Source organism: Hydrogenophaga sp. 5NK40-0174, assembly GCF_040372165.1.
In the GTDB taxonomy this organism is placed as follows: domain Bacteria; phylum Pseudomonadota; class Gammaproteobacteria; order Burkholderiales; family Burkholderiaceae_C; genus Hydrogenophaga.
On the sequence record NZ_BAABWG010000001.1, the window covers coordinates 261,466 to 280,963 of the forward strand.

The following is a 19,498-nucleotide window of genomic DNA, read 5'->3' on the forward strand; positions in this document are numbered from 1 at the left end:
GAGGCCATGAAAATCAATATGTGGAGGCGTTCGGCGGTCGAGGCCGAATCAGCGTTGTCGTCGACATCCGGGTGGCGAAAGGGTGTGGTCGCCGTGTGCACGTTGGCTGCCATGGTGCTGGCGGGGTGTGCCCAACAACGGATCCGTGACCAGGCTAGCGAAAGCATCAGGTCTGGCGAGTACGAAAAGGCGGTCGCTCTGCTGCGCGAAGGCGTAGCAGAGTACCCAGAGAGCGCCCTGCTCAGGGCTGGGCTGGCGAGTGCCGAAACCGATATCGTTGGAAGACAGGTAGCGGAAGTGGCGCAAGCCAGAGCAGCCAGCCGTCATGAGGAAGTGGAAAAGATCGTCAATCGTTCACTTGCCATTTACCCTCACAATGCCCGAATGCGAACCCTGAAGCAGGATCTGCAGCGGGATCGCCTCACGCGTGACGCATTGGCCCAAGCCACCGAGCTTGACCGGCTGGGTAAGCAGCGTGAAGCACTGGGCGTCGTGGACCGTGCGTTGGCGCTGGTGCCGGGAGATGGCGAACTGTCGGCCTTGCGCCGCAAGATTGAGGCTGGTATCCGGTGGGGTCAAGCCGTCGCCAATCAGCACCGACTGGCCAATACGAAGCCCATTTCTTTGAGCATGCGCAACGCGCCTCTGGGCTCATTGCTGGACGTCATCCGCGATGGCACAGGGGTCAACTTTGTGGTTGACCGGGACGTCAAGCTTGACCAATCGGCGAGCGTGTTCATTCGCGAAGCGCAGGTTGAAGATGCGATCGATCTGGTGCTGAGTGCTTTTCAGCTGTCGCGCCGCATCATTGATGAGAAAACTGTTCTTGTCTACCCCGATACACCGGAGAAGCGCAAACAGCATCAGGAGCAGGTGATTCGGGTGTTTCACCTGGCCAATGCGGATGCCAAAGCCACGGCCAGTTTTCTGCAAAGCATGCTGAAAATCCAGCCACCCTACGTGGATGAAGCGGCCAATATGCTGGCACTGCGCGAGCCTCCGGAGATCGTGGCCCTGGCGGAGCGCCTGATTGGCCTGCACGACCTGGCGGGTGCAGAGGTCATGCTGGATGTTGAGATCATGGAGATCAAGACCACGCGCCTGACCGAGTTGGGCATCAATTTTCCCAACAGCCTCTCGTTCTCTTTGCTGCCGCTGTCAGGCCAATCGGGCGTCACGGTTGATGCATTCAATTCCTTGAACGTGCGAGGCGGTCTGAACAACGTGGATTACTCCCGTGTTGGCTTGTCGGTGGGTAGCTTGCTGATCAACCTGCGGCGTGAGGTGGGCGATTTCAATACGCTGGCAAACCCTCGCATACGGGCGCGCAGCCGGGAAAAGGCCACCATCATGGTTGGCGACAAGGTGCCAGTCATCACCACCACTGCGGCCTCCAGCGGCAGTTTTGTCTCTGAGAGCGTGAACTACCTTGATGTGGGCTTGAAGCTCGATGTGGAGCCTGTCGTGTCTCCAGACGATGAGGTGACGATCAAGTTGGCGCTGGAGGTGAGCTCTGTTGCGGGAGAGATCAAAAGTGCCACCGGTACAGTGGCCTATCAAATTGGAACGCGCAACGCCACCACAACCCTGAGACTGCGCGATGGCGAGACACAGTTGCTGGGAGGATTGATCAGCAACGAGGAACGCAGCGCGGCCAACCGCTTGCCAGGTTTGGGTGACTTGCCAATCGCTGGTCGCTTGTTCTCCAGCCAGAAGGATGACAACCAACGCACTGAGTTGGTGCTGGCCATTACGCCGCGAATCCTTCGCAACGCGCCAAGACCCGATGCGTCCCAGGCCGAGATGTGGGTGGGAACTGAGAAGTTCACCCGCTTGCGGCAGCCACCCATGCAGCGCGGCTTGAAGTTGAGCAGCCAGATGGGGCAGTTGCCCACTGCCACGGTGGCCGCCACCGCCGCCTCTGGTGCGAATGCACGGAGCGGCGAGCAAGCGGAGGCTGACCAGGGCAACGAAAGCCAGGCCCTGAACTTGGTGCTTGAGGGGCCAAAGGAAGTCAAGGTTGGCGAAGAGTTTGATGTGGCGCTTGAGATGAAGTCGGGCGCTTCGGTGGTAGCCATTCCAATGGACATTTTGTTCACTGCGGACGCCTTCGAGGTGCTTGCCGTTCAAGAAGGCGGGTACTTCAAAGAGGCTGGAGCGTCGTCCAGTTTTACCCATGCCGTCAATAAAAAGGATGGCCGAATCAGCATTGGCTTGCTGAGCAATGCAGACAAGGGGGTGAAAGGCGAGGGACGCTTGCTCATCATGCGGTTGAAGGCACTGAAGCCAGGGAAGGCGGAGCCCATTCGGTTCAAAAAGGTTGAACCACTGAGCGCGGCAGGGGCGGTCGCGCCTGAAGTACTGCCAGTGCTCAGCATAGACGTCAAACCTTGAGTGGTTCGCCGATGACTTGCCAGCCACCTCCTTTTGTCCGAAGCGCCGGTTTCACGCTCATTGAGCTTCTGGTTGTCATGGCGGTCTTGGGGATCTTGGCGGCTGCCATTCTCCCGCTGAGCGAAACCTTGGTGCGGTCGCGACAAGAGCGTGCGTTGCGGCACAACTTGTGGGAGATTCGCACTGCTATCGATGCCTACAAAAGGATGGCAGACGAAGGTGTCGTCTCAAAGGGCAGGGCGGGCAATGGCTATCCGGATTCGCTGCAGGCTTTGGTCGAAGGGGTGCCCGACATTCGCGACGATCACAAAGGCGTCAAACACTACTTTCTTCGCCGGATTCCCAAGGACCCGTTCGCCGATTCGTCCGTGCCGGCTCCTGAGTCATGGCGCTTGAGAAGCTATGCAAGTTCCGCGTCTCAACCAGCGCCAGGCCAGGACGTCTATGACATTCGATCATCGTCAGACGCATTGGCGATAGATGGAACAACCTATGCGCAGTGGTGAAGGCCCACCTTCTACACGGGGATTTACGCTCATAGAGCTGCTGGTGGTCCTTGCAGTGTTGGGCGTGCTCATAGCGATCATCGCGCCCAAATACGTTGATCGAGTGGACGACGCGCGGGAGGCCGTTTTGCGCCAGAATCTGGTCGGCCTTCGGGATGCAATTGATGCGTATTACCGGGATCATGGCCGGTACCCCGAAACGCTGGACGATTTGGTTGCGGCGAAGTACATCAGGAAGCTCCCGACGGATCCCATTACTGAGCGAAATGACACCTGGAAAGTGGTGCCGCCTGACGGAGCGTCTGCATCGACCAAGAGCGTGTTCGATGTTCGGAGCGGGGCGCCTGGCGAGGCACGTGACGGAAGCCAGTATTCGCAATGGTGAAACGTAGATGCAAGGCTGGGCCAGCCAAAACACAATCGGGCATTACCTTGCTGATGCTGATCTTTGCCGTGTTTCTACTGGGATTGGCTTCCTATGGAGTGATGAGAAATCTTGCTCAAGAGGCTCGCCGGGAACGAGAGGCCATGTTGCTGCATGTTGGCGGCGCCTACCGAGAAGCGTTGGCAAGCTACTACGTCTCGACACCAGGGACCACCAAACGGTGGCCCAAGTCATTGGATGAGCTGCTCAACGACCGAAGGCAGGTCGGCGTGAAACGGCATATTCGCAGGCTGTACGTTGACCCCATCACGGGTGCATTGGACTGGACGCTTTTGAGAGCGCAGGACGGTGGGATCTGGGGCGTACAAAGCACGAGCCAAGAGCGGCCCATCAGGTCTGGGGGGTACGAGCTTGAGCGCTTGCGCCTTGACGCCGCCGCGGCGTACGCTGGCTGGATGTTTGATGCACGGACGCTGGTTGAAAGCGGAGGGCGTCAATGACCCAATTCAAAGTCCGGGCGATCGCTGCCAACGAACACGCCGTTCAAACCATTGTTGCCCAGGGCTCGGACGCCAACTCGGTCTCCAGCCGCCTGCAGGACGAAGGCTGGACGGTTTTGTCTTGCGATGCGGATGCCTCGATGTTGGCGTGGTTGCGTTCTACGGTGGGACGAAAGCGCACGGGGTATGCCAAGCAAGACTTCGCCTTGTTCTGTCGCGAGGTGCGGACGCTGATCGTGGCTGGAATGACCGTTGTGGAAGCGGTGGATACCCTTGCATCTCGATCGCAGGCGGATGGAAGGGTTGTAGGGCTGCCTGCAGAACTTCTTTCCAAGCTGGAGGACGGGATATCGTTGGCGAATGCCATTGAACAGATAGGCGGAGCACCCAGCGTTTTGATCGCTGCGGTGCGAGCTGGAGAGAGGACCAGTGACCTGGTCAGGGCAATGGACGACTACCTTGCGTTCGATGCCATGGTCGAAGGTTTGCAAAAGAAGGTCGTCAGCGCATCCATTTATCCGCTGGTGGTCACCACGCTAGGGGTAGCCATCTCTCTTTTCTTGCTGATGTTTGTGATGCCCAGCTTTTCACAAATGTACACATCGATGATGGATCGGGGGCATGGCTCTGGCAATTGGTTGATCGCGTTCAGTCTGTGGCTCGCTGAATACCGAGCAGCCGGCTTTGTTGTGGTGACGTTGGTGCTGGCTTTGTTGGCGTGGTCCATATGGAGCGGCGCGCTGGCGAGAAAACTCTTGTCGGGTTTGCGACGATTGCCTGCCATTGAAAAAAGGTTATGGGACTTTCAATTGGCCATGGTTTACCAGACCCTCGCGCTGATGCTGAAGGGCGGTTATTCGATGACTGAAGCTTTGAGCGTTGCTTCCAGATCTGCTTTGGATGGTGATATGGGTCGCCGCATCGAATCTGTATGCAAGGCGGTGGAAGAGGGGCGGTCAATTTCTGAGGCCTTGGGAGCAAAGGGCCTTTGTGATCAGGTCGGGCGCCGCATCATGGCTGCAGCGGAAAGAAACGGTGACTTCCACATGGCCGCTGACTTGGTCTCAAAGTTGCACGGAGAACGGTTTGAGTTGTTCGTCGAGCGTGCTACGCGTATCGTCGAGCCAGTCCTGCTGCTTTTCGTTGCGCTGATGGTGGGTACGATTGTGGTCATGATGTACATGCCGATTCTGGAGATGTCGAGCAGCCTTGGCTGACAATCCACGCCTATGAACACCCGTCATACAGAAAACATGAGTTTGGACCTGAACATCAAAGGTGCAGTTGAGCGTTGGCGACTGGACCCTGGCCAAGTCACCCTGTTCGACTATCTGCTCACATTGTTTCCTGCGTGCATGGGTGAGGTTGAGCAGCTGTTGTTCGATCAGTTTGGCATTCGACTGCTTCACAAAGAGGACCTGACGTCTGGAGAGTTTCAGGTGACCGGGCTGAGTGGGGATGGTCTTCGCATCGAGCGGCGAGGAGAATCGCTTCTCCTGTTCGACAACCCTTGGCACCCCGAGGCGCGCAAGGCCATGAGGCGATTCGCTGGCAAAAATCCCTGCCTGGCCGTTGCAGATAGCGCGGTTCGACGGCTCGTTGTGGAGTCTGTCGGTCAAACGAGCGCAAGCTCGCCAAAAGGCGCACAACTGGAGGTTCACTCTGCCTCAAGTGCGACAGCTGGGGCCGGTTTGATCGTGTCGACCCAGGGCGATGTTGTTCAGTTTGTGGATGACGTCATTCGGCGTGCCTATATGGAAGGTGCCAGTGACATCCATTTTGAGACCGGACGCGCTGAGCTTCGGGTCAGATATCGCCTTGATGGCGTGATGGTCGTGGGAGAGGTATTTTCCCAAGCGAGCAGGTTGGAAGAAGTGATATCACGGATAAAAGTGATGTCTCACCTCGATATCACGGAGAGGCGGCGTCCTCAAGACGGCCGCATCCATTGGGCAGATCCTGCGCGTGACATGCACATTGACCTTCGCGTTTCTGTGATGCCGAGCATTTTTGGTGAGGACGCAGTCCTGCGGCTGTTGGATAAAGCGCAACTCAGGGACGAAACCAGTCAGATCACTTTGGATAGCCTCGGGTTTTCAGATGAGTTGTGCGAGAGCGTCCGTGGGCTGGTGCACAAGCCTTTCGGCATGATTCTCGTGACAGGCCCGACGGGCAGCGGAAAGACCACGACGGTCTATGCGGCATTGTCTGAGGTGAACAACGGACTAGAGAAGATCATCACGATCGAAGACCCCGTTGAGTACGAGCTCCCCGGCGTGCTCCAAATCCCGGTCAATGAGCAAAAGGGGCTGACATTTGCCACAGGCCTACGTTCCATCCTCCGACATGACCCGGACAAGATTCTGGTTGGCGAAATCAGGGACTCCGAAACCGCTCAAATTGCCATTCAATCTGCACTGACTGGTCACCTGGTGTTCACAACAGTCCACGCCAACAACTTGTTCGATGTCCTCGGGCGGTTCCAGCACTTTGGTATCGATGGCTTTGCTATGGGCTCAGCGATCAATGGCATTCTGGTGCAGCGCCTGCTTCGCAGAGTTTGCGGCTCTTGCTTGAGCTGGCGTGAACCAGGTTCGGATCAAGAACAAGTCATAAGCGATGTGTTGGGACGAAAGCCGAGTCGAATGCCGGTTTCGGTAGGATGTGAAGCTTGCCGCCACACGGGCTACAAAGGGCGCCTCGTTGTCGCGGAAGTGCACGCCATTTCCGAGACTGTGAAGGATCTCATTGCAGGAAACGCAAGTCTTGGGGAGCTCAGACGTGAGCTCTACGCCGATCGGAAAGACAGCCTGATTTATCAAGCATTGCATGCTGTGGAGCTCGGGGAAACTACATTGGAGGAGGTCCGCCGTGTGGTTGGGTTGGCGTAAACGCGCTTCTATTTATGTTGGCGAGGGGGTTTGCAGCTACGAGGTAGTGGGCATGGAGCCTCAATCGCAGACCTTTTCGACAACCCTGCGTTTCGATAGCGTGATGGACACGGTGGTCGAGGGATTTCTCGCCTACGCCGGCAAGCACCGTGTTGCGGTGGATGTTCTGCTTGGGGCCCATGTGTGCCCAGCGATAGGGGTGGCGGTGCCGGATGGCATCAGACGCTGGAGCGAACTCGAATCATTTGGGCGAACTCAGTATGCCTTGGCTCAGGGGCTGGATGCCGCTGAAGCCGGGGAGTTGATTTGCTTGGCCGACATTCGAAACCGCGGTTTGATGGCTTGCATGCACCAATCCTTGCTGAACGATCTAGAGACACGCACGACGAAAAAGGGAGTGAGCTTGAAATCTGTTCGTCCGCTGTGGGCGCTAGGGTTGAGCCTTCCTGGGACTTCTGAGGCGGGGTTGGTTTCAGTGACTGAGCCGGGGAGTTGCACTCGTGTATATCAAAGTGACGGAGTGCCGGCAGGCTTTCGTGCTGAGGTTGATCCAGTCGATGAGGGAGATGAGGTAACTCTGAATTCGATGGGGGCTGAGCCTGTACAGGTGGCTGTGGATTTCAGACCTCTGGAACGGTTTTCGAATGCTCTTGTCGCTGGAAGGTCGCTTGCCTTTCGACAGATGTGGCGAGTGAGGGGCGGAACTTGAAGGCGCCAACGATCGATTTTTACTCTGAGCGTTCCAATCGGCGGCGCCTGAAGCATTTCTTCATTGCTGTCGCTTTGATTCTGACGGCCGTGATGGTTGTGCACCTTTGGCTTTCAAACCGTATCGATTCAGTACAACGCGATATTGCCGCCTTGGAGCGTAGCCTCCTCGAGAAAAGTCAAAGTCTGAGCACGCAGGTGGATGGCGAGGAAAATGAGTTTGAGCGCCAAGCCAGGCTTGCGTTGGAAATGGACTGGAACCAACCGCTTTTGGCGCTCGAGATGGCGAGAGTCGAAGGCAGCAAAGTAACCTCTTACACGTTCAACGCAGAGACGAAAAATGGCGCAATAGCAATTGAGGTGGAGGAGCTCACTGACGTGGCGAGCCTGACCGACATCCTCAACGTTTTCAATGAAGTTCCTGGCTCAATGTGGCAGTTGAGAGGCGTGGCTAGGAGCGCGCAAGAAGGCGTCGGAAGAGTTGGGTTTTCGGCCTCTTGGGTGTTGGAGTCCACGTCAGAAAAGTAGCTTGGTTTTGAATCGCAGGGAGCTGCATGCGTCATGCATTCGCGCTGGCATCCATGAACGGGTGTGGGTGGGTCGCGTAGTAGGTTTGGTGAAAAATGCCGGCCAGCTGGCACACCAGGCGCTGCTGGTCTTTGAGCGATGCGGGGTAGTGGCCTTCATTGTCCGCCGCATCCACGGCAGGCCTCAGGCCCCTGACAGCGGTTCTGGTGAAGTCGGTCATGCAGTAGTCTTCCGCCGCTAAAGGTGCCAGCGGATAGGTGGCCAGCTTCAGTCCGGGTGTGGTGGCCAGGAAGGTGGTGAACATGCGCTCCGCGATGAAGGGCAGGTAAGGCACCGGGTTGAGGTAGTCCGCCGTTTCCAGAACTCGTTGGCTGACGGTTGAGTTCGGATGTGCCTCCAGATACCTGGCCATCGGATCGAGAACGCCGCCCACAAAAGCTTCCCACACCTCTGGCGTGCCAACCCAGAAATTGCACATGCAGGTCAGTGCCGGCGTATGCCGGGGCGAATGGGCGAGCTGGAAGTCCAGCTCCGCGGCATCAAGGAGATCCTGGGCGCGTTCGACGATGCCGGGGTGATAGCCCTCGGCATGCATCCACACATCGTGTGCCAGATAGGGCACCATCGGAAAGGCGTTGACCATGCAGACGTCGGCATCCTCTTGGGCCTCTGCGAATGCCGCAAAGGCCTCGGGTGTGACGCGAGACTTGAGTTCGAACTTTCGGGAAAGCAGACCCGTCTTGCCGGCCGGTGCGAACAGCCGCTCGCGATAGATGTGGACCAGCAGCCTGAACTCACGCCAGTTCGGACATGACACATGTGCCACGTCGAGCGTTGTCAGCGGGGCCTGCGACGGGCGCTGTCTGGGGGACCACCGGGGTTCAAAGAGCAGCATGGCTGGGCATGGGCGCCATGGTCGCGCTTAGGCTTCCACGGGCGTGAAGCTGGCCTGCTCATGCTGGAACCATGGCAGCCGGGGGCGAGGGTCGCCATGGTCAAAGCTCAGCGGGAACTGGCTCATGTAGGTCAGCCAGCCGTGCGTCGCGTGTTGTGTGGTGGCGCGAAAGAACGCCTTGGCTTCGGGCGGGTAGAACCCGGCAGCATCCCAGCCGTCGACCGCGTCACCGAAATGCAGGACCAGATCGCGTTCAAACGGAAAAATGCAGGCGCGAAGAATGTCCTCCCTTGAGCGGGGGTAGAAGGCCGCTCGTGCCTTGAAGGCCTGCGCCACATAGATATTGGTGGTGCGCTCGAGCATGAAGGGCAGCGCGCCGGGCCGGTGTGTCGCATGACCATAGTACTGAACAGGCACGTACAGGAACTGGTGCAGTTCCTCACCCAGCTCGCGTCGGGTCAGACGTGTCACCGGCCAGACCACGTCTTGCATGAAGCCTTCCCAGAAAGCAGGAGTAGCGAACCAGTAGCTGCTCATGCCGTGATTGCCATTGTGCTGCCGGCCGACGCCAAGGTAGTCGAGCTCGACGCCAGCCTTGTCCAGTACCGCCTGGCAGCGCGCATTGAACTCCAGGTCCCCATGAATGATGGTGGCGCGATCGTGTGTGTTGAAGACGCTGTATGGCCATTGTGGCCAGGGGTTGACCAGGTAGACATCCTTGCCTGGCGTCTCGGCGATCCAGCGTTTGACGTCGGGGGCCGTGACCAGACTCTTGGCGTAGAAGCGGCTGGACACCGCGCCCATGATGTCAGCCTGCAGATGAAGACCTTCTTCGACGATGTGCGAGAAGATCTGGAACTCGCGCAGCTCAGGACGGGGGTTGTGACGAAAATCGAGCGCAACCATGCCATCCGCCACCTTGTGCATCTGTCTTGTCTCGATGCAGTTCTGGAGAATTCGGACGCCAGGTGTTGTGGCGGAGCAAGGCGGGGTCGAGTCGTTCATATGGCCACCATTTGACGGAAGCAAGGCGTGCAAATCAACGCCTCACGGCAAGGTCCATGCCCAGTTTGGGTGACCATTTGTCACACCAATGCTCCGCTACAGTAGCAAAACCCGCCTCAAATGTGCGCATTCAGACGCAAAAAGCCCCGCAAACCTAATGCTTGCGGGGCTTTTTTGCTGTTTCTGGTGCCGGAAAGAGGAATCGAACCCCCGACCTTCTCATTACGAATGAGCTGCTCTACCAACTGAGCTATTCCGGCCTAGCCTTACATTCTAGCAAATTTCATGCACTGGGGGCGGGCTTGTCGGCTTCCAGGTGGTACTGTGTCACGCGCTCCACCTCGTTCTTGGAGCCCAGCACCACGCTCACGCGCTGGTGCAGCTTGGTGGGCTGTATGTCCAGAATGCGCTGGCGTCCGTCGGTGGCCATGCCGCCGGCCTGCTCGATCAGCCAGCCCATGGGGTTGGCCTCATACATCAGCCGCAGCTTGCCTGGCTTGTCCGGGTCGCGCTTGTCCCAGGGGTACATGAAGATGCCGCCACGGGTCAGGATGCGGTGCACATCGGCGACCATGGAGGCTACCCAGCGCATGTTGAAATCCTTGCCGCGCGGGCCTTCCTTGCCTTCCAGGCATTCGTTCACATAGCGCTTGACCGGTTCGTCCCAGTGGCGCATGTTGCTCATGTTGATGGCAAATTCCTTGGTGTCGGGTGGAATCTCCACGTGCTCGCGGGTCAGAACGAATGAGCCTTTCTCGCGGTCGAGCGTGAACATGGCCACACCATCACCCACCGTGAGCACCAGGGTGCTTTGCGGGCCAAAGACGCAATAGCCCGCTGCCACTTGCTTGGCCCCGGCCTGCATGAAGTCCTGCTCCGTCACGCCCGGAGCGTTGTCGGGCTTCTTGAGGACGCTGAAGATGGTGCCAATGCTCACGTTCACGTCGATATTCGACGATCCGTCGAGGGGATCAAACAGCAGCAGGTATTCGCCCTGCGGGTAGCGGTTGGGCACCAGGTAAATGCCTTCCATCTCTTCACTGGCCATGGCCGCCAGGTGTCCACCCCATTCGTTGGCTTCAATCAGCACTTCGTTGGCAATGATGTCCAGCTTTTTCTGGACTTCGCCTTGCACGTTTTCACTCGATGCGGTGCCGAGCACGCCACCCAGGTCACCTTTGTTGACGGCGAGTGCAATGCTCTTGCAGGCGCGTGCCACCACCTCGAGCAGCAAGCGCAGCTGGGAAGGGATGTGGCCGTCGACACGTTGCTGTTCGACAAGATACTGGGTGAGGGAAACACGTTTGCTCATGGTGTCTGGCCTGATTCTCGGAAGGGAAATGGGTCGTTGTTGGCGGGTGGCGGCAATGCGTTGGCTGGCTTCAGTCGTCTGCCAGTGCGCGCTCGATCACTTCTCGCACGTCGCCGCTGAGATCGCCTTTTTCGGCGATGCGGGCAATGGCTTCCCGCGCAGCACTGCGATAGGGTTCGGCCAGCTTCTTCCAGCGGTCCATGGCGCGCGCGAGGCGGGCTGCGACTTGCGGATTGATGCTGTCGAGCTCGATCACGCGGTCGCTCCAGAACACGTAGCCTGCAGCGTCCGCCCGGTGAAAGCCACCAGGATTGGCGTGGCAGAAGGTGGAGATCAGGCTGCGCGCCCGGTTGGGGTTGCGCAAGTTGAAGTCCGGGTGATTCATCAGTTGGCGCACGGTCTCCATGGTGTTGCCGTTGCGGTCGGGTGCGCCTACCTGCAGGGCAAACCACTTGTCGATGACCAGCGCTTCGTTCTTGAACATGGCATGGAAGCGCTGGAGCGCTTCTTCCGAGAGGCTATGGCCGCTGCTCACCAGCGCGGACAGGGCGTTGAGCCGGTCGGTCATGTTGCTGGCGTCCTTGAAACGCTGGTAGGCCTTGCCAGGCCACACAGGGTTTCCGTTTGACCGGGCTGCCAGGCACAGCATCGACAGCGCTGCACCTGCCAGCGCCCGGCGCCCGCTGCTCAGTGGGTCAGGGCGGTACGCGCCGGTGTGACGGTGGCTTTCATAGGCCCAGACCCAGTCATCATGGAGCGCATGGGCCATTTGCTCTCGCATGCGCTCGCGCACGCTGTGGATACGCTGGGGATCGACCACCTCCAGCTGCTCGGCAATGTAGCTCTCCGAGGGCAGGGCGAGGACCAGCTCCTTGAGCGCGGCGTCCAGCTGGCCGTGGCGCAGGACCTGACGCATGGCTTCCAGTACCGGTGTGTCGAGGATGTCATCAGGCACCGGGCCTTCAGACTTGATCGCGGCAATGGCGCGACGCAGCCCCAGCCGCTGGCCGGCTTCCCAGCGGTTGAACGCATCGCTGTCGTGCGCCAGCATGAGAAGCAGCTGCTCGTCGCTGTAGTCGAGCTCGAGAATGACCGGTGCGGAGAAGCCGCGCAGCAGCGAAGGCACGGGCTCGGCATCCAGATTCTCAAAGACAAATGTCTTGCTCTCCTGCGTCAGCACAAAGGTGTGCGTGCCTTCGCGAGCCTCTGGCCAACCCGCCATCTGGATGGGCATGGCCTGGCCATCCGGGCCCAGCAGGCCCATGGCAACCGGAATGACGAATGGCTGCTTGCTGGCCTGGCCTGGCGTTGAAGGGCACGATTGGGTCAGTGTCAGCGAATAGCTTCGGCCTGCCGCATCGTATTCACCTCTGGCATGCAGGCGCGGCGTGCCCGACTGGCTGTACCAGCGCTTGAACTCGGGCAGCATGCGCGCCAGCGAGCTCTCGGGATTGGCGTCCGCCACTGCTTGCGCAAAGTCGTCGCAAGTGACGGCCTGACCGTCGTGGCGTTCGAAGTACAACTTCATACCGGCAGCAAAGCCTTCGCGCCCCACCAGGGTCTGCATCATGCGAACCACTTCTGCACCCTTTTCGTAGACGGTGACGGTGTAGAAGTTGTTGATCTCGATGTAGCTGTCCGGGCGCACCGGGTGCGCCATCGGGCCGGCGTCTTCAGGGAACTGTGCGGTGCGCAGCACACGCACATCCTCAATGCGCTTGACGGCCCTGGCCGACGGGTCGGCACACAGGTCCATGCTGAATTCCTGATCCCGGAAGACCGTCAGGCCCTCCTTGAGGCTCAGCTGGAACCAGTCGCGGCAGGTGACGCGGTTGCCGGTCCAGTTGTGGAAGTACTCATGGCCGACAACGGACTCGATGTTGGCGAAATCGGTGTCGGTGGCGGTAGCGCTGTTGGCCAGAACGTACTTCGTGTTGAAGATGTTCAGGCCCTTGTTTTCCATGGCGCCCATGTTGAAGTCGCTGGTGGCGACGATCATGAATCGCTCCAGGTCCAGCGGCAGGCCAAAGCGGGCTTCGTCCCAGATCACGCTGTGGATCAGGGAGTTCATCGCGTGCTCGGTCTTGTCCATGTCGCCTGGGCGCACATAGACCTGAAGCAAATGGTCCTGGCCACTGCGGGTGCGAATGTGCTGCTGGCGTGCCACCAGCTTGCCCGCTACCAGCGCGAACAGATAGCTCGGCTTCTTGTGCGGATCGACCCATTTCGCGAAGTGCCGGTTGTCTTCCAGGTCGCCCTCGGCGACCAGGTTGCCATTGGACAGGAGCACAGGATACTGGTCCTTGTCGGCCCGCAGCGTGACCGTGTAGCTCGCCATCACGTCCGGGCGGTCCAGGAAATAGGTGATGCGCCGGAAACCTTCGGCTTCACACTGCGTGAAGAAAGTGTCCTGGCTGACGTACAGACCCATCAGCTGGCTGTTCTTCGCCGGAGAGCAGGTGGTGAATATCTCCAGCGCAAAAGGCTCATCGCCTTCCGGGAGGTTCTCCAGCACCAGTTGTTCTCCGTCCATCTTGAAAGAACAGCCGGCGCCATTGACCATGACTCTTGCCAGATTGAGCTCGTCGCCGTCCAGCCGAAGCGCTGCCGCCGGCACGTCCGGGTTGCGGCGCACCTGCATCTTGTTGAGCACGCGGGTCTTGGTGGGGTCCAGGTCGAACGTCAGGTCGACGGTGTCGATCCAGTATGCCGGTGGGGCATAGTCTTCGCGACGGATCACGGTGGCGGGGCCTTCACGCATGGCACTCATGTCGGGGTCCTGTCATTTGGTCTTTTGCACATGGCTGGCAGGCAAGGGACGCTGAGCGAAGCATCTGTGCTTTCCAGGCGGCTTCGCTCTGGCTCCTTGCTCTGTCGGCCTCACACTCCCTGCTTGAGGGAGGCTTCGATGAACATATCGAGGTCGCCATCCAGAACTTTCTGGGTGGCAGACACCTCGACGTTGGTTCGCAAATCCTTGATGCGGCTGTTGTCCAGCACGTAGCTGCGAATCTGGTGGCCCCAGCCCACATCGGTCTTGGTGTCTTCCAGCTTCTGCTGCTCTTCCATGCGCTTGCGCATCTCGAAGTCATACAGCTTGGAGCGCAGGCGCTGCCACGCCACATCGCGGTTGCTGTGCTGGCTTCGTCCATCCTGGCATTGCACCACGATTCCGGTCGGAATGTGGGTCAGGCGAACCGCGGAGTCGGTCTTGTTGATGTGCTGCCCGCCTGCACCACTGGCGCGGTAGGTATCGGTTCGCACATCGGAGGGGTTGATGGTGATCTCGATGGAGTCGTCGATCTCCGGGTAGGTAAACACGGAGGCAAACGATGTATGGCGCCCTCCGGAGCTGTCAAACGGGCTCTTGCGCACGAGTCGGTGAACGCCTGTTTCCGTGCGCAGCAACCCGTAGGCGTACTCGCCTTCGACCTTGATGGTGGCACTCTTGATGCCGGCAGTATCGCCCGGCGTTTCTTCTTCAATGATGGCCTTGAAACCCTTGCGCTCGGCGTAACGCACGTACTGACGCAGCAGCATCTGTGCCCAGTCACAGGCTTCGGTGCCACCGGCGCCAGCCTGGATGTCCAGAAAGCAGTTGAGCGGATCGGCCGGGTTGTTGAACATGCGCCGGAACTCCAGCAGCTCAACGTCTTTTTCGAGCTTGCTCGACTCGCCTTCGATGGTCAGCAGGCTGTCGTCGTCGTTTTCAGCCTCCGACATCTCGAAAAGTTCGGCATTGTCGGAGAGCTCGCTGCTCAGACGGTCCAGAACCAGCACGACGTTGTCGAGCGATTTCTTTTCCTTGCCCAGTTCCTGTGCCCGCTTCGGGTCGTTCCAGACCGTCGGATCTTCCAGTGCGGCCTCTACTTCCTTGAGTTTCGATGCTTTGGCATCGTAGTCAAAGATACCTCCGTAGCTCGCCCACCCGCTCGGTCAGGTCTTCGAGCTTGTTCCGGATGGCATTGATTTGTTCGGCTTCCATGGCTGTTTCTCTCGTCGTTCAGTCTGTTGGGTGCGCGGGCATTTCGGGGCCCTGGAGGCCCGGCCCAAACCCCCATTTTCTCACGAGTAGAGAAAGTCCTCGATCATGGATGCCAAAGCGCCTGGTTGATCGTGATGGAGCATGTGTCCCGCGTCACTGATCTGACCGTGTCGGAGGTCCGGGACAGCTTTCATCCGTTCCAGAAACTCCGGCATCCGGTAGTTGCCTCGCCACCAGCTGGACAGACTGTCGTCACTGGCAGTCACCGCCAGGGTTGGGGCGGTGATGCGCCGAAACACGGCCAGGGATTCCTCGACCTGGTACAGATGGGCGCTGACCACCTTGTGGGCGGGATCGCCCAGGATTTCCCATTGCCCTTCGTCATTTCGGGCGGCCCAATGCTGGGCCAGCCACCGGGCCTTGTCTTCTGCCAGCCTCGGGTTGGTCTTCTGCAGGCGTCTGGCCACGCCGTCCAGGCTGTCGTAGGCGCGCAGCGACATCTTGCCCTCGTGCAGCAGCTTGATCTCGTCCAGCCATTTTCCGTAGCGCTCCGGCGCCTGGGCGGGGCGGGTCTGAGGCAGGCCAAACCCTTCCAGGTTCACCAGCTTTTGCACCCGGTCAGGCCGGATGCCGGCATAGAACATGACCACATTGGCCCCCATGCTGTGGCCCACGAGGTCCACCGGAGCGCCAGGGCTGAAATGGTCGAGCAAGCCGTCCAGATCGGCGAAATAGTCTGGAAACCAGTAGTTGTCGGGTGCTTGCGCTGCATTTCGGGTCAGACCGAACCCCCGCCAATCGGCAGCAATGATCCAGCGGTCCCTCTGAAGTGCGTCTACCATGAACTGCCAGGACGCCGAGACATCCATCCAGCCGTGCATCAGCACCAGCGGGGACTCGCCCTCGCGGCGCGTTCCCCATTCAAGGACGTGGTAATCCAGGTGACGAATGGGGACAAATGTGCTGCGCGAAGGCTTGAGTGCTTGGTACATTCGGGCGATCATAAAGAAGCAACAGGAGACAAGCCATGAAGCCGCGTCAAGACCGCGACAGGCGAGCGCGCCCGTCTGCGCCCCCTTCAGGGGATCCATACAGCGCCATCCACGGCAGCTTTGGCTGGAAAGTGCCCGCACGATTCAATATGGCGCAGGCGTGCAGTCGCCGCTGGGCAGAGCGACCTTCGACAGCTGCGGCCACAGCAGTCATTGCCTGTGCCCCGGGTGTTCGGGAGCGGCGCCACAGCTACGCCGAACTGCAGGCCATGGCCAACCGCCTGAGCAATGCATTGGTGGCACTGGGCGTTGAACCAGGGGACAGGGTGGCCATTGTGATGCCCCAGAGGTTCGAAACCGCGGTGGCCTATATGGCTGTTCTGCAGATGGGCGCCGTGGCCATGCCTTTGTCTCAGCTGTTTGGGCCCGACGCGCTGACCTACCGCCTGCAGGACAGTGCGGCAGTGGCGGCCATCTGCGATCCCTCGACAGTCGATGCCGTGGAATCCGTGGCCGGGGACTGCCCCGAGCTACAGACCATTCTGGGGGTGGACGCTTCTGACAGCACGGCGCTGGACTGGGCAAACACGCTGGCACAGGAGAATCCTGACTTTGACCTTGTGGAAACCGCAGCAGATGACCCCGCGGTCCTGATCTACACGAGCGGAACCACAGGAAACCCCAAGGGTGCATTGATTCCCCACAGGGCCTTGATCGGCAACCTGACTGGCTTTGTCTGCAGTCAGAACTGGTTTGGTTTTGACCCTTCCAATCCCCGCAAGCGGTCCCGGGCCGTGTTCTGGTCGCCGGCAGACTGGGCGTGGACAGGAGGGCTGATGGATGCTTTGCTGCCCACCTTGTATTTCGGGCGCCCGATTGTGGCGTGGCGAGGGCGTTTCTCGCCGGAAGTGGCGTTTGACCTGCTGCAAACCCATGGCGTGACGCACACATTCCTGTTTCCAACTGCGCTCAAAGCCATGATGAAGGCGTTTCCCGATGCCGGAAGCCGCTTCAGGCTGAAACTCGAAGCGGTCATGAGCGCCGGTGAGGCGGTGGGCGACGCTGTGTTCGGATATTGCCAGACGCAACTGGGTGTCACGGTCAACGAGATGTTCGGACAGACCGAGATCAACTACATCGTTGGCAACTGTTCTCGGCTCTGGCCAGCCCGTGCGGGCAGCATGGGCCGGGCATACCCCGGTCATCGCGTGGCGGTGATCGACGAGCATGGGCAGGAGTGCCCGCCGGGCGTGGAGGGAGAAGTCGCCGTCCACCGGCGCGATGTCCAGGGTCATGCCGACCCCGTGTTCTTCCTGGGCTACTGGAAGCGCGAGGAGGCCACGCGGGCCAAGTACACGGGTGACACTGCTGACAGCTGGTGCCGAACGGGAGACCTGGCCTCGCAGGACGCTGATGGCTACCTCTGGTACCGGGGCCGGGCAGACGACGTGTTCAAGGCGGCAGGCTACCGCATTGGCCCCAGCGAGGTGGAGAACTGTCTGGTCCGGCACGATGCAGTGCTCAATGCTGCCGTGGTGCCCAAGCCTGATCCTGAGCGTGGGGCCGTGGTGAAAGCCTATGTGGTGTTGGCGCCGGGCCAGGAGTCGATCAACATGGTGGAGCGCGCTGCACTGGCAACCAACCTGCAGTCCTTCGTCAAAGGTCAGTTGGCACCATACGAATACCCCAAGGAGATCGAGTTTGTCGACGCATTGCCCATGACCACCACGGGCAAGGTCCAACGGCGCGTTCTGCGCCTGCAGGAGGAGGCGCGCGCGCACTCGGGCAGTGCAGCAAGGCAATGATGGTCTGCTTCAGGGTGGGTGTAGGGGCATGTCACGCGTGCGCTGCCAGCCTCACGCTAACGCCCTAAACTGAGGTTCGCCTGTCTGCTGCCTGGTATGGCGGGCGGGGCAAGGTTCATCACCCTTTGGAGGAAATGCAAGCATGAAATCGGATATCCAGCTCGGCCAGAGTGATCTGCGCGTCACACCCATCTGCCTGGGTACCATGACATTTGGCGAGCAGGTCAATGAAGCCGATGCCCACGCCATCATGGACCGGTCCATCGAGCGTGGCGTGAATTTCTTCGACGCGGCCGAGATGTACTCGGTTCCGGCAAGAGAAGAGACCTGCGGATCGACCGAACGCATACTGGGTACGTGGTTTGCCGCCAGCCCCGGCAGGCGTGAGAAGGTGATTCTGGCCAGCAAGGTGGCGGGTCCCGCCCGTGGCATGCCGTGGTTGCGCCCTGCCATCACCAAAGAAGGCATCATCGAGGCCTGTGAAGCCAGCTTGAAGCGCTTGCAGACTGACGTCATCGACGTCTACCAGATCCACTGGCCAGCCCGGCACGTACCAGCATTTGGCGCGCTCTACTACGACCCGGCGCGCAACAAGCCGTGTGCTTCTGTGCAGGAGCAGCTCGAAGCCATGGCCACCCTGGCAGAGCAAGGCAAGATCCGAGCAGTGGGGCTGTCCAACGAAACGCCCTATGGTGTGCATGAGTTTGTGCGCGTGGCCGAGCAATACGGTCTTCCAAGAGTGGCAACGGTTCAGAATCCCTACTGCCTGATCAATCGCAGCTACGAAAATGGCCTGGACGAAACCTGCGATCGCCTGGATGTCTCGCTGTTGGCCTATTCGCCGCTGGGCTTCGGATTGCTCACCGGCAAATACGACGAAACCGGTCTGGTCGGAGATCATGGTCGCATGGCTTTGTACGATTCCATGCGCAAGCAGCGCTGGGGCCGACCGGAGGCGCTGGAGGCGTCCAGGCGTTACAACGCTCTGGCCAAAGAGCACGGCCTGACGCCCAGCCAGTTGGCGTTGGCGTTCTGCTACCGGAACTGGCGCGTGGCCAGCACCATCATTGGCGTGACATCCATGGCCCAACTGGATGAGTGCCTGGACGCGTGGAACGTGGAACTGTCAGAGGACTTGCTCAAGGCGATTGACGCGATCCGCTGGGAAATGCGCGACCCGGCGCAGTAAAGGGCTCCCCCCTGCGCCGCTTCGCGGCTTCCCCCCGGAGGGGGGACGCACTCGTTGGGCCGGCGAAGCCGGACCTTCGAGTGCCTGAGGGTTGCGGGTTCTGCGCTCATGCGTGATAGCGGTTTGCAGTTGGGTGAGAGAGAGTGTGGCCCCCCTGCGCCGCTTCGCGGCTTCCCCCCGGAGGGGGGACGCACTCGTTGGGCCGGCGAAGCCGGACCTTCGAGTGCCTTAGGGTTGCGGGTTCTGCGCTCATGCGTGATAGCGGTTTGCAGTTGGGTGTGAGAGAGAGTGGCCCCCCTGCGCCGCTTCGCGGCTTCCCCCCGGAGGGGGGACACACTCGTTGGGCCGGCGAAGCCGGACCTTCGAGTGCCTGGGGGTTGTGGGGTTGGCGCTCCCAGGCCTG

General features: G+C 59.8%; 15 protein-coding genes and 1 tRNA gene. 9 read left to right on the forward strand and 7 right to left on the reverse strand.

Features of this window, described 5'->3' with window-relative positions:
• Positions 1-6 precede the first annotated feature (6 nt).
• The 7 genes from ABWV89_RS01145 to ABWV89_RS01175 all read left to right on the forward strand — a co-directional run bounded on the left by ABWV89_RS01145 (position 7) and on the right by ABWV89_RS01175 (position 7,912).
• The gene (locus ABWV89_RS01145) at positions 7-2,394 is read left to right on the forward strand and encodes a secretin GspD/PilQ domain-containing protein (protein ID WP_353393392.1); all 2,388 of its coding nucleotides are present in this window, start codon (positions 7-9) and stop codon (positions 2,392-2,394) included.
• A gap of 11 nt (positions 2,395-2,405) precedes the next feature.
• Positions 2,406-2,900, forward strand: a complete 495-nt coding sequence (locus tag ABWV89_RS01150; RefSeq protein ID WP_353393394.1) for a type II secretion system protein — start codon at positions 2,406-2,408, stop codon at positions 2,898-2,900.
• Positions 2,875-3,285 carry a type II secretion system protein gene (locus tag ABWV89_RS01155; protein ID WP_353393395.1) on the forward strand — a complete coding sequence of 137 codons (411 nt, stop codon included), beginning with the start codon at positions 2,875-2,877 and terminating at the stop codon, positions 3,283-3,285. The genes ABWV89_RS01150 and ABWV89_RS01155 overlap by 26 nt, the downstream gene beginning before the upstream one ends.
• A 143-nt stretch (positions 3,286-3,428) precedes the next feature.
• Positions 3,429-3,785: a hypothetical protein gene (locus ABWV89_RS01160; RefSeq protein ID WP_353393397.1), complete on the forward strand. Its 357-nt coding sequence runs from the start codon at positions 3,429-3,431 to the stop codon at positions 3,783-3,785.
• The gene (locus tag ABWV89_RS01165; protein WP_353393398.1) at positions 3,782-5,002 is read left to right on the forward strand and encodes a type II secretion system F family protein; all 1,221 of its coding nucleotides are present in this window, start codon (positions 3,782-3,784) and stop codon (positions 5,000-5,002) included. Before ABWV89_RS01160 ends, ABWV89_RS01165 begins: the two co-directional genes overlap by 4 nt.
• A 12-nt stretch (positions 5,003-5,014) precedes the next feature.
• Entirely contained in the window at positions 5,015-6,676 is a 1,662-nt protein-coding gene (locus ABWV89_RS01170; protein ID WP_353393399.1) for a GspE/PulE family protein, read from the forward strand.
• Positions 6,677-7,381: 705 nt separating this feature from the next.
• Entirely contained in the window at positions 7,382-7,912 is a 531-nt protein-coding gene (locus tag ABWV89_RS01175; protein ID WP_353393401.1) for a hypothetical protein, read from the forward strand.
• A gap of 31 nt (positions 7,913-7,943) precedes the next feature.
• Here ABWV89_RS01175 and ABWV89_RS01180 read toward each other — a convergent pair whose 3' ends face one another.
• The 7 genes from ABWV89_RS01180 to ABWV89_RS01210 all read right to left on the reverse strand — a co-directional run bounded on the left by ABWV89_RS01180 (position 7,944) and on the right by ABWV89_RS01210 (position 16,101).
• Positions 7,944-8,807 carry a hypothetical protein gene (locus ABWV89_RS01180; protein ID WP_353393402.1) on the reverse strand — a complete coding sequence of 288 codons (864 nt, stop codon included), beginning with the start codon at positions 8,805-8,807 and terminating at the stop codon, positions 7,944-7,946.
• Positions 8,808-8,834: 27 nt separating this feature from the next.
• Complete coding sequence (locus ABWV89_RS01185) at positions 8,835-9,812, reverse strand: hypothetical protein (protein WP_353393404.1); 978 nt, start codon at positions 9,810-9,812, stop codon at positions 8,835-8,837.
• A 184-nt stretch (positions 9,813-9,996) separates the two neighbouring features.
• A tRNA-Thr gene (locus ABWV89_RS01190) sits at positions 9,997-10,072 on the reverse strand.
• Between the two features lie 23 nt (positions 10,073-10,095).
• The gene (locus tag ABWV89_RS01195) at positions 10,096-11,124 is read right to left on the reverse strand and encodes a class 1 fructose-bisphosphatase (protein WP_353393406.1); all 1,029 of its coding nucleotides are present in this window, start codon (positions 11,122-11,124) and stop codon (positions 10,096-10,098) included.
• Between the two features lie 70 nt (positions 11,125-11,194).
• The gene (gene pepN, locus ABWV89_RS01200) at positions 11,195-13,885 is read right to left on the reverse strand and encodes an aminopeptidase N (protein ID WP_353395126.1); all 2,691 of its coding nucleotides are present in this window, start codon (positions 13,883-13,885) and stop codon (positions 11,195-11,197) included.
• Positions 13,886-14,004: 119 nt separating this feature from the next.
• Positions 14,005-15,109 (reverse strand): peptide chain release factor 2 gene (gene prfB / locus ABWV89_RS01205; RefSeq protein WP_353393408.1). Its coding sequence is split into 2 segments (ribosomal slippage): positions 14,005-15,027 and positions 15,029-15,109, totalling 1,104 coding nucleotides; the frame shifts between segments, so codons are not numbered across the junction.
• Between the two features lie 80 nt (positions 15,110-15,189).
• Positions 15,190-16,101: an alpha/beta fold hydrolase gene (locus tag ABWV89_RS01210; RefSeq protein WP_353393410.1), complete on the reverse strand. Its 912-nt coding sequence runs from the start codon at positions 16,099-16,101 to the stop codon at positions 15,190-15,192.
• Positions 16,102-16,136: 35 nt separating this feature from the next.
• On the opposite strand from ABWV89_RS01210, the gene ABWV89_RS01215 reads away from it, so the two are divergent.
• The gene (locus ABWV89_RS01215; RefSeq protein ID WP_353393412.1) at positions 16,137-17,906 is read left to right on the forward strand and encodes an acetate--CoA ligase; all 1,770 of its coding nucleotides are present in this window, start codon (positions 16,137-16,139) and stop codon (positions 17,904-17,906) included.
• A 142-nt stretch (positions 17,907-18,048) separates the two neighbouring features.
• The gene (locus ABWV89_RS01220; RefSeq protein ID WP_353393414.1) at positions 18,049-19,095 is read left to right on the forward strand and encodes an aldo/keto reductase; all 1,047 of its coding nucleotides are present in this window, start codon (positions 18,049-18,051) and stop codon (positions 19,093-19,095) included.
• The last annotated feature ends 403 nt before the right edge of the window (positions 19,096-19,498 follow it).

What these genes read in the sequence shown, in the direction of transcription:
- ABWV89_RS01145 (WP_353393392.1), top strand. Translation starts at nt 7, where the DNA reads ATGAAAATCAATATGTGGAGGCGTTCGGCGGTCGAGGCCGAATCAGCG.
- ABWV89_RS01150 (WP_353393394.1), top strand. Translation starts at nt 2,406, where the DNA reads ATGACTTGCCAGCCACCTCCTTTTGTCCGAAGCGCCGGTTTCACGCTC.
- ABWV89_RS01155 (WP_353393395.1), top strand. Translation starts at nt 2,875, where the DNA reads ATGGAACAACCTATGCGCAGTGGTGAAGGCCCACCTTCTACACGGGGA.
- ABWV89_RS01160 (WP_353393397.1), top strand. Translation starts at nt 3,429, where the DNA reads ATGTTGCTGCATGTTGGCGGCGCCTACCGAGAAGCGTTGGCAAGCTAC.
- ABWV89_RS01165 (WP_353393398.1), top strand. Translation starts at nt 3,782, where the DNA reads ATGACCCAATTCAAAGTCCGGGCGATCGCTGCCAACGAACACGCCGTT.
- ABWV89_RS01170 (WP_353393399.1), top strand. Translation starts at nt 5,015, where the DNA reads ATGAACACCCGTCATACAGAAAACATGAGTTTGGACCTGAACATCAAA.
- ABWV89_RS01180 (WP_353393402.1), bottom strand. Translation starts at nt 8,807, where the DNA reads ATGCTGCTCTTTGAACCCCGGTGGTCCCCCAGACAGCGCCCGTCGCAG.
- ABWV89_RS01185 (WP_353393404.1), bottom strand. Translation starts at nt 9,812, where the DNA reads ATGAACGACTCGACCCCGCCTTGCTCCGCCACAACACCTGGCGTCCGA.
- ABWV89_RS01195 (WP_353393406.1), bottom strand. Translation starts at nt 11,124, where the DNA reads ATGAGCAAACGTGTTTCCCTCACCCAGTATCTTGTCGAACAGCAACGT.
- pepN (WP_353395126.1), bottom strand. Translation starts at nt 13,885, where the DNA reads ATGCGTGAAGGCCCCGCCACCGTGATCCGTCGCGAAGACTATGCCCCA.
- ABWV89_RS01210 (WP_353393410.1), bottom strand. Translation starts at nt 16,101, where the DNA reads ATGTACCAAGCACTCAAGCCTTCGCGCAGCACATTTGTCCCCATTCGT.
- ABWV89_RS01215 (WP_353393412.1), top strand. Translation starts at nt 16,137, where the DNA reads ATGAAGCCGCGTCAAGACCGCGACAGGCGAGCGCGCCCGTCTGCGCCC.
- ABWV89_RS01220 (WP_353393414.1), top strand. Translation starts at nt 18,049, where the DNA reads ATGAAATCGGATATCCAGCTCGGCCAGAGTGATCTGCGCGTCACACCC.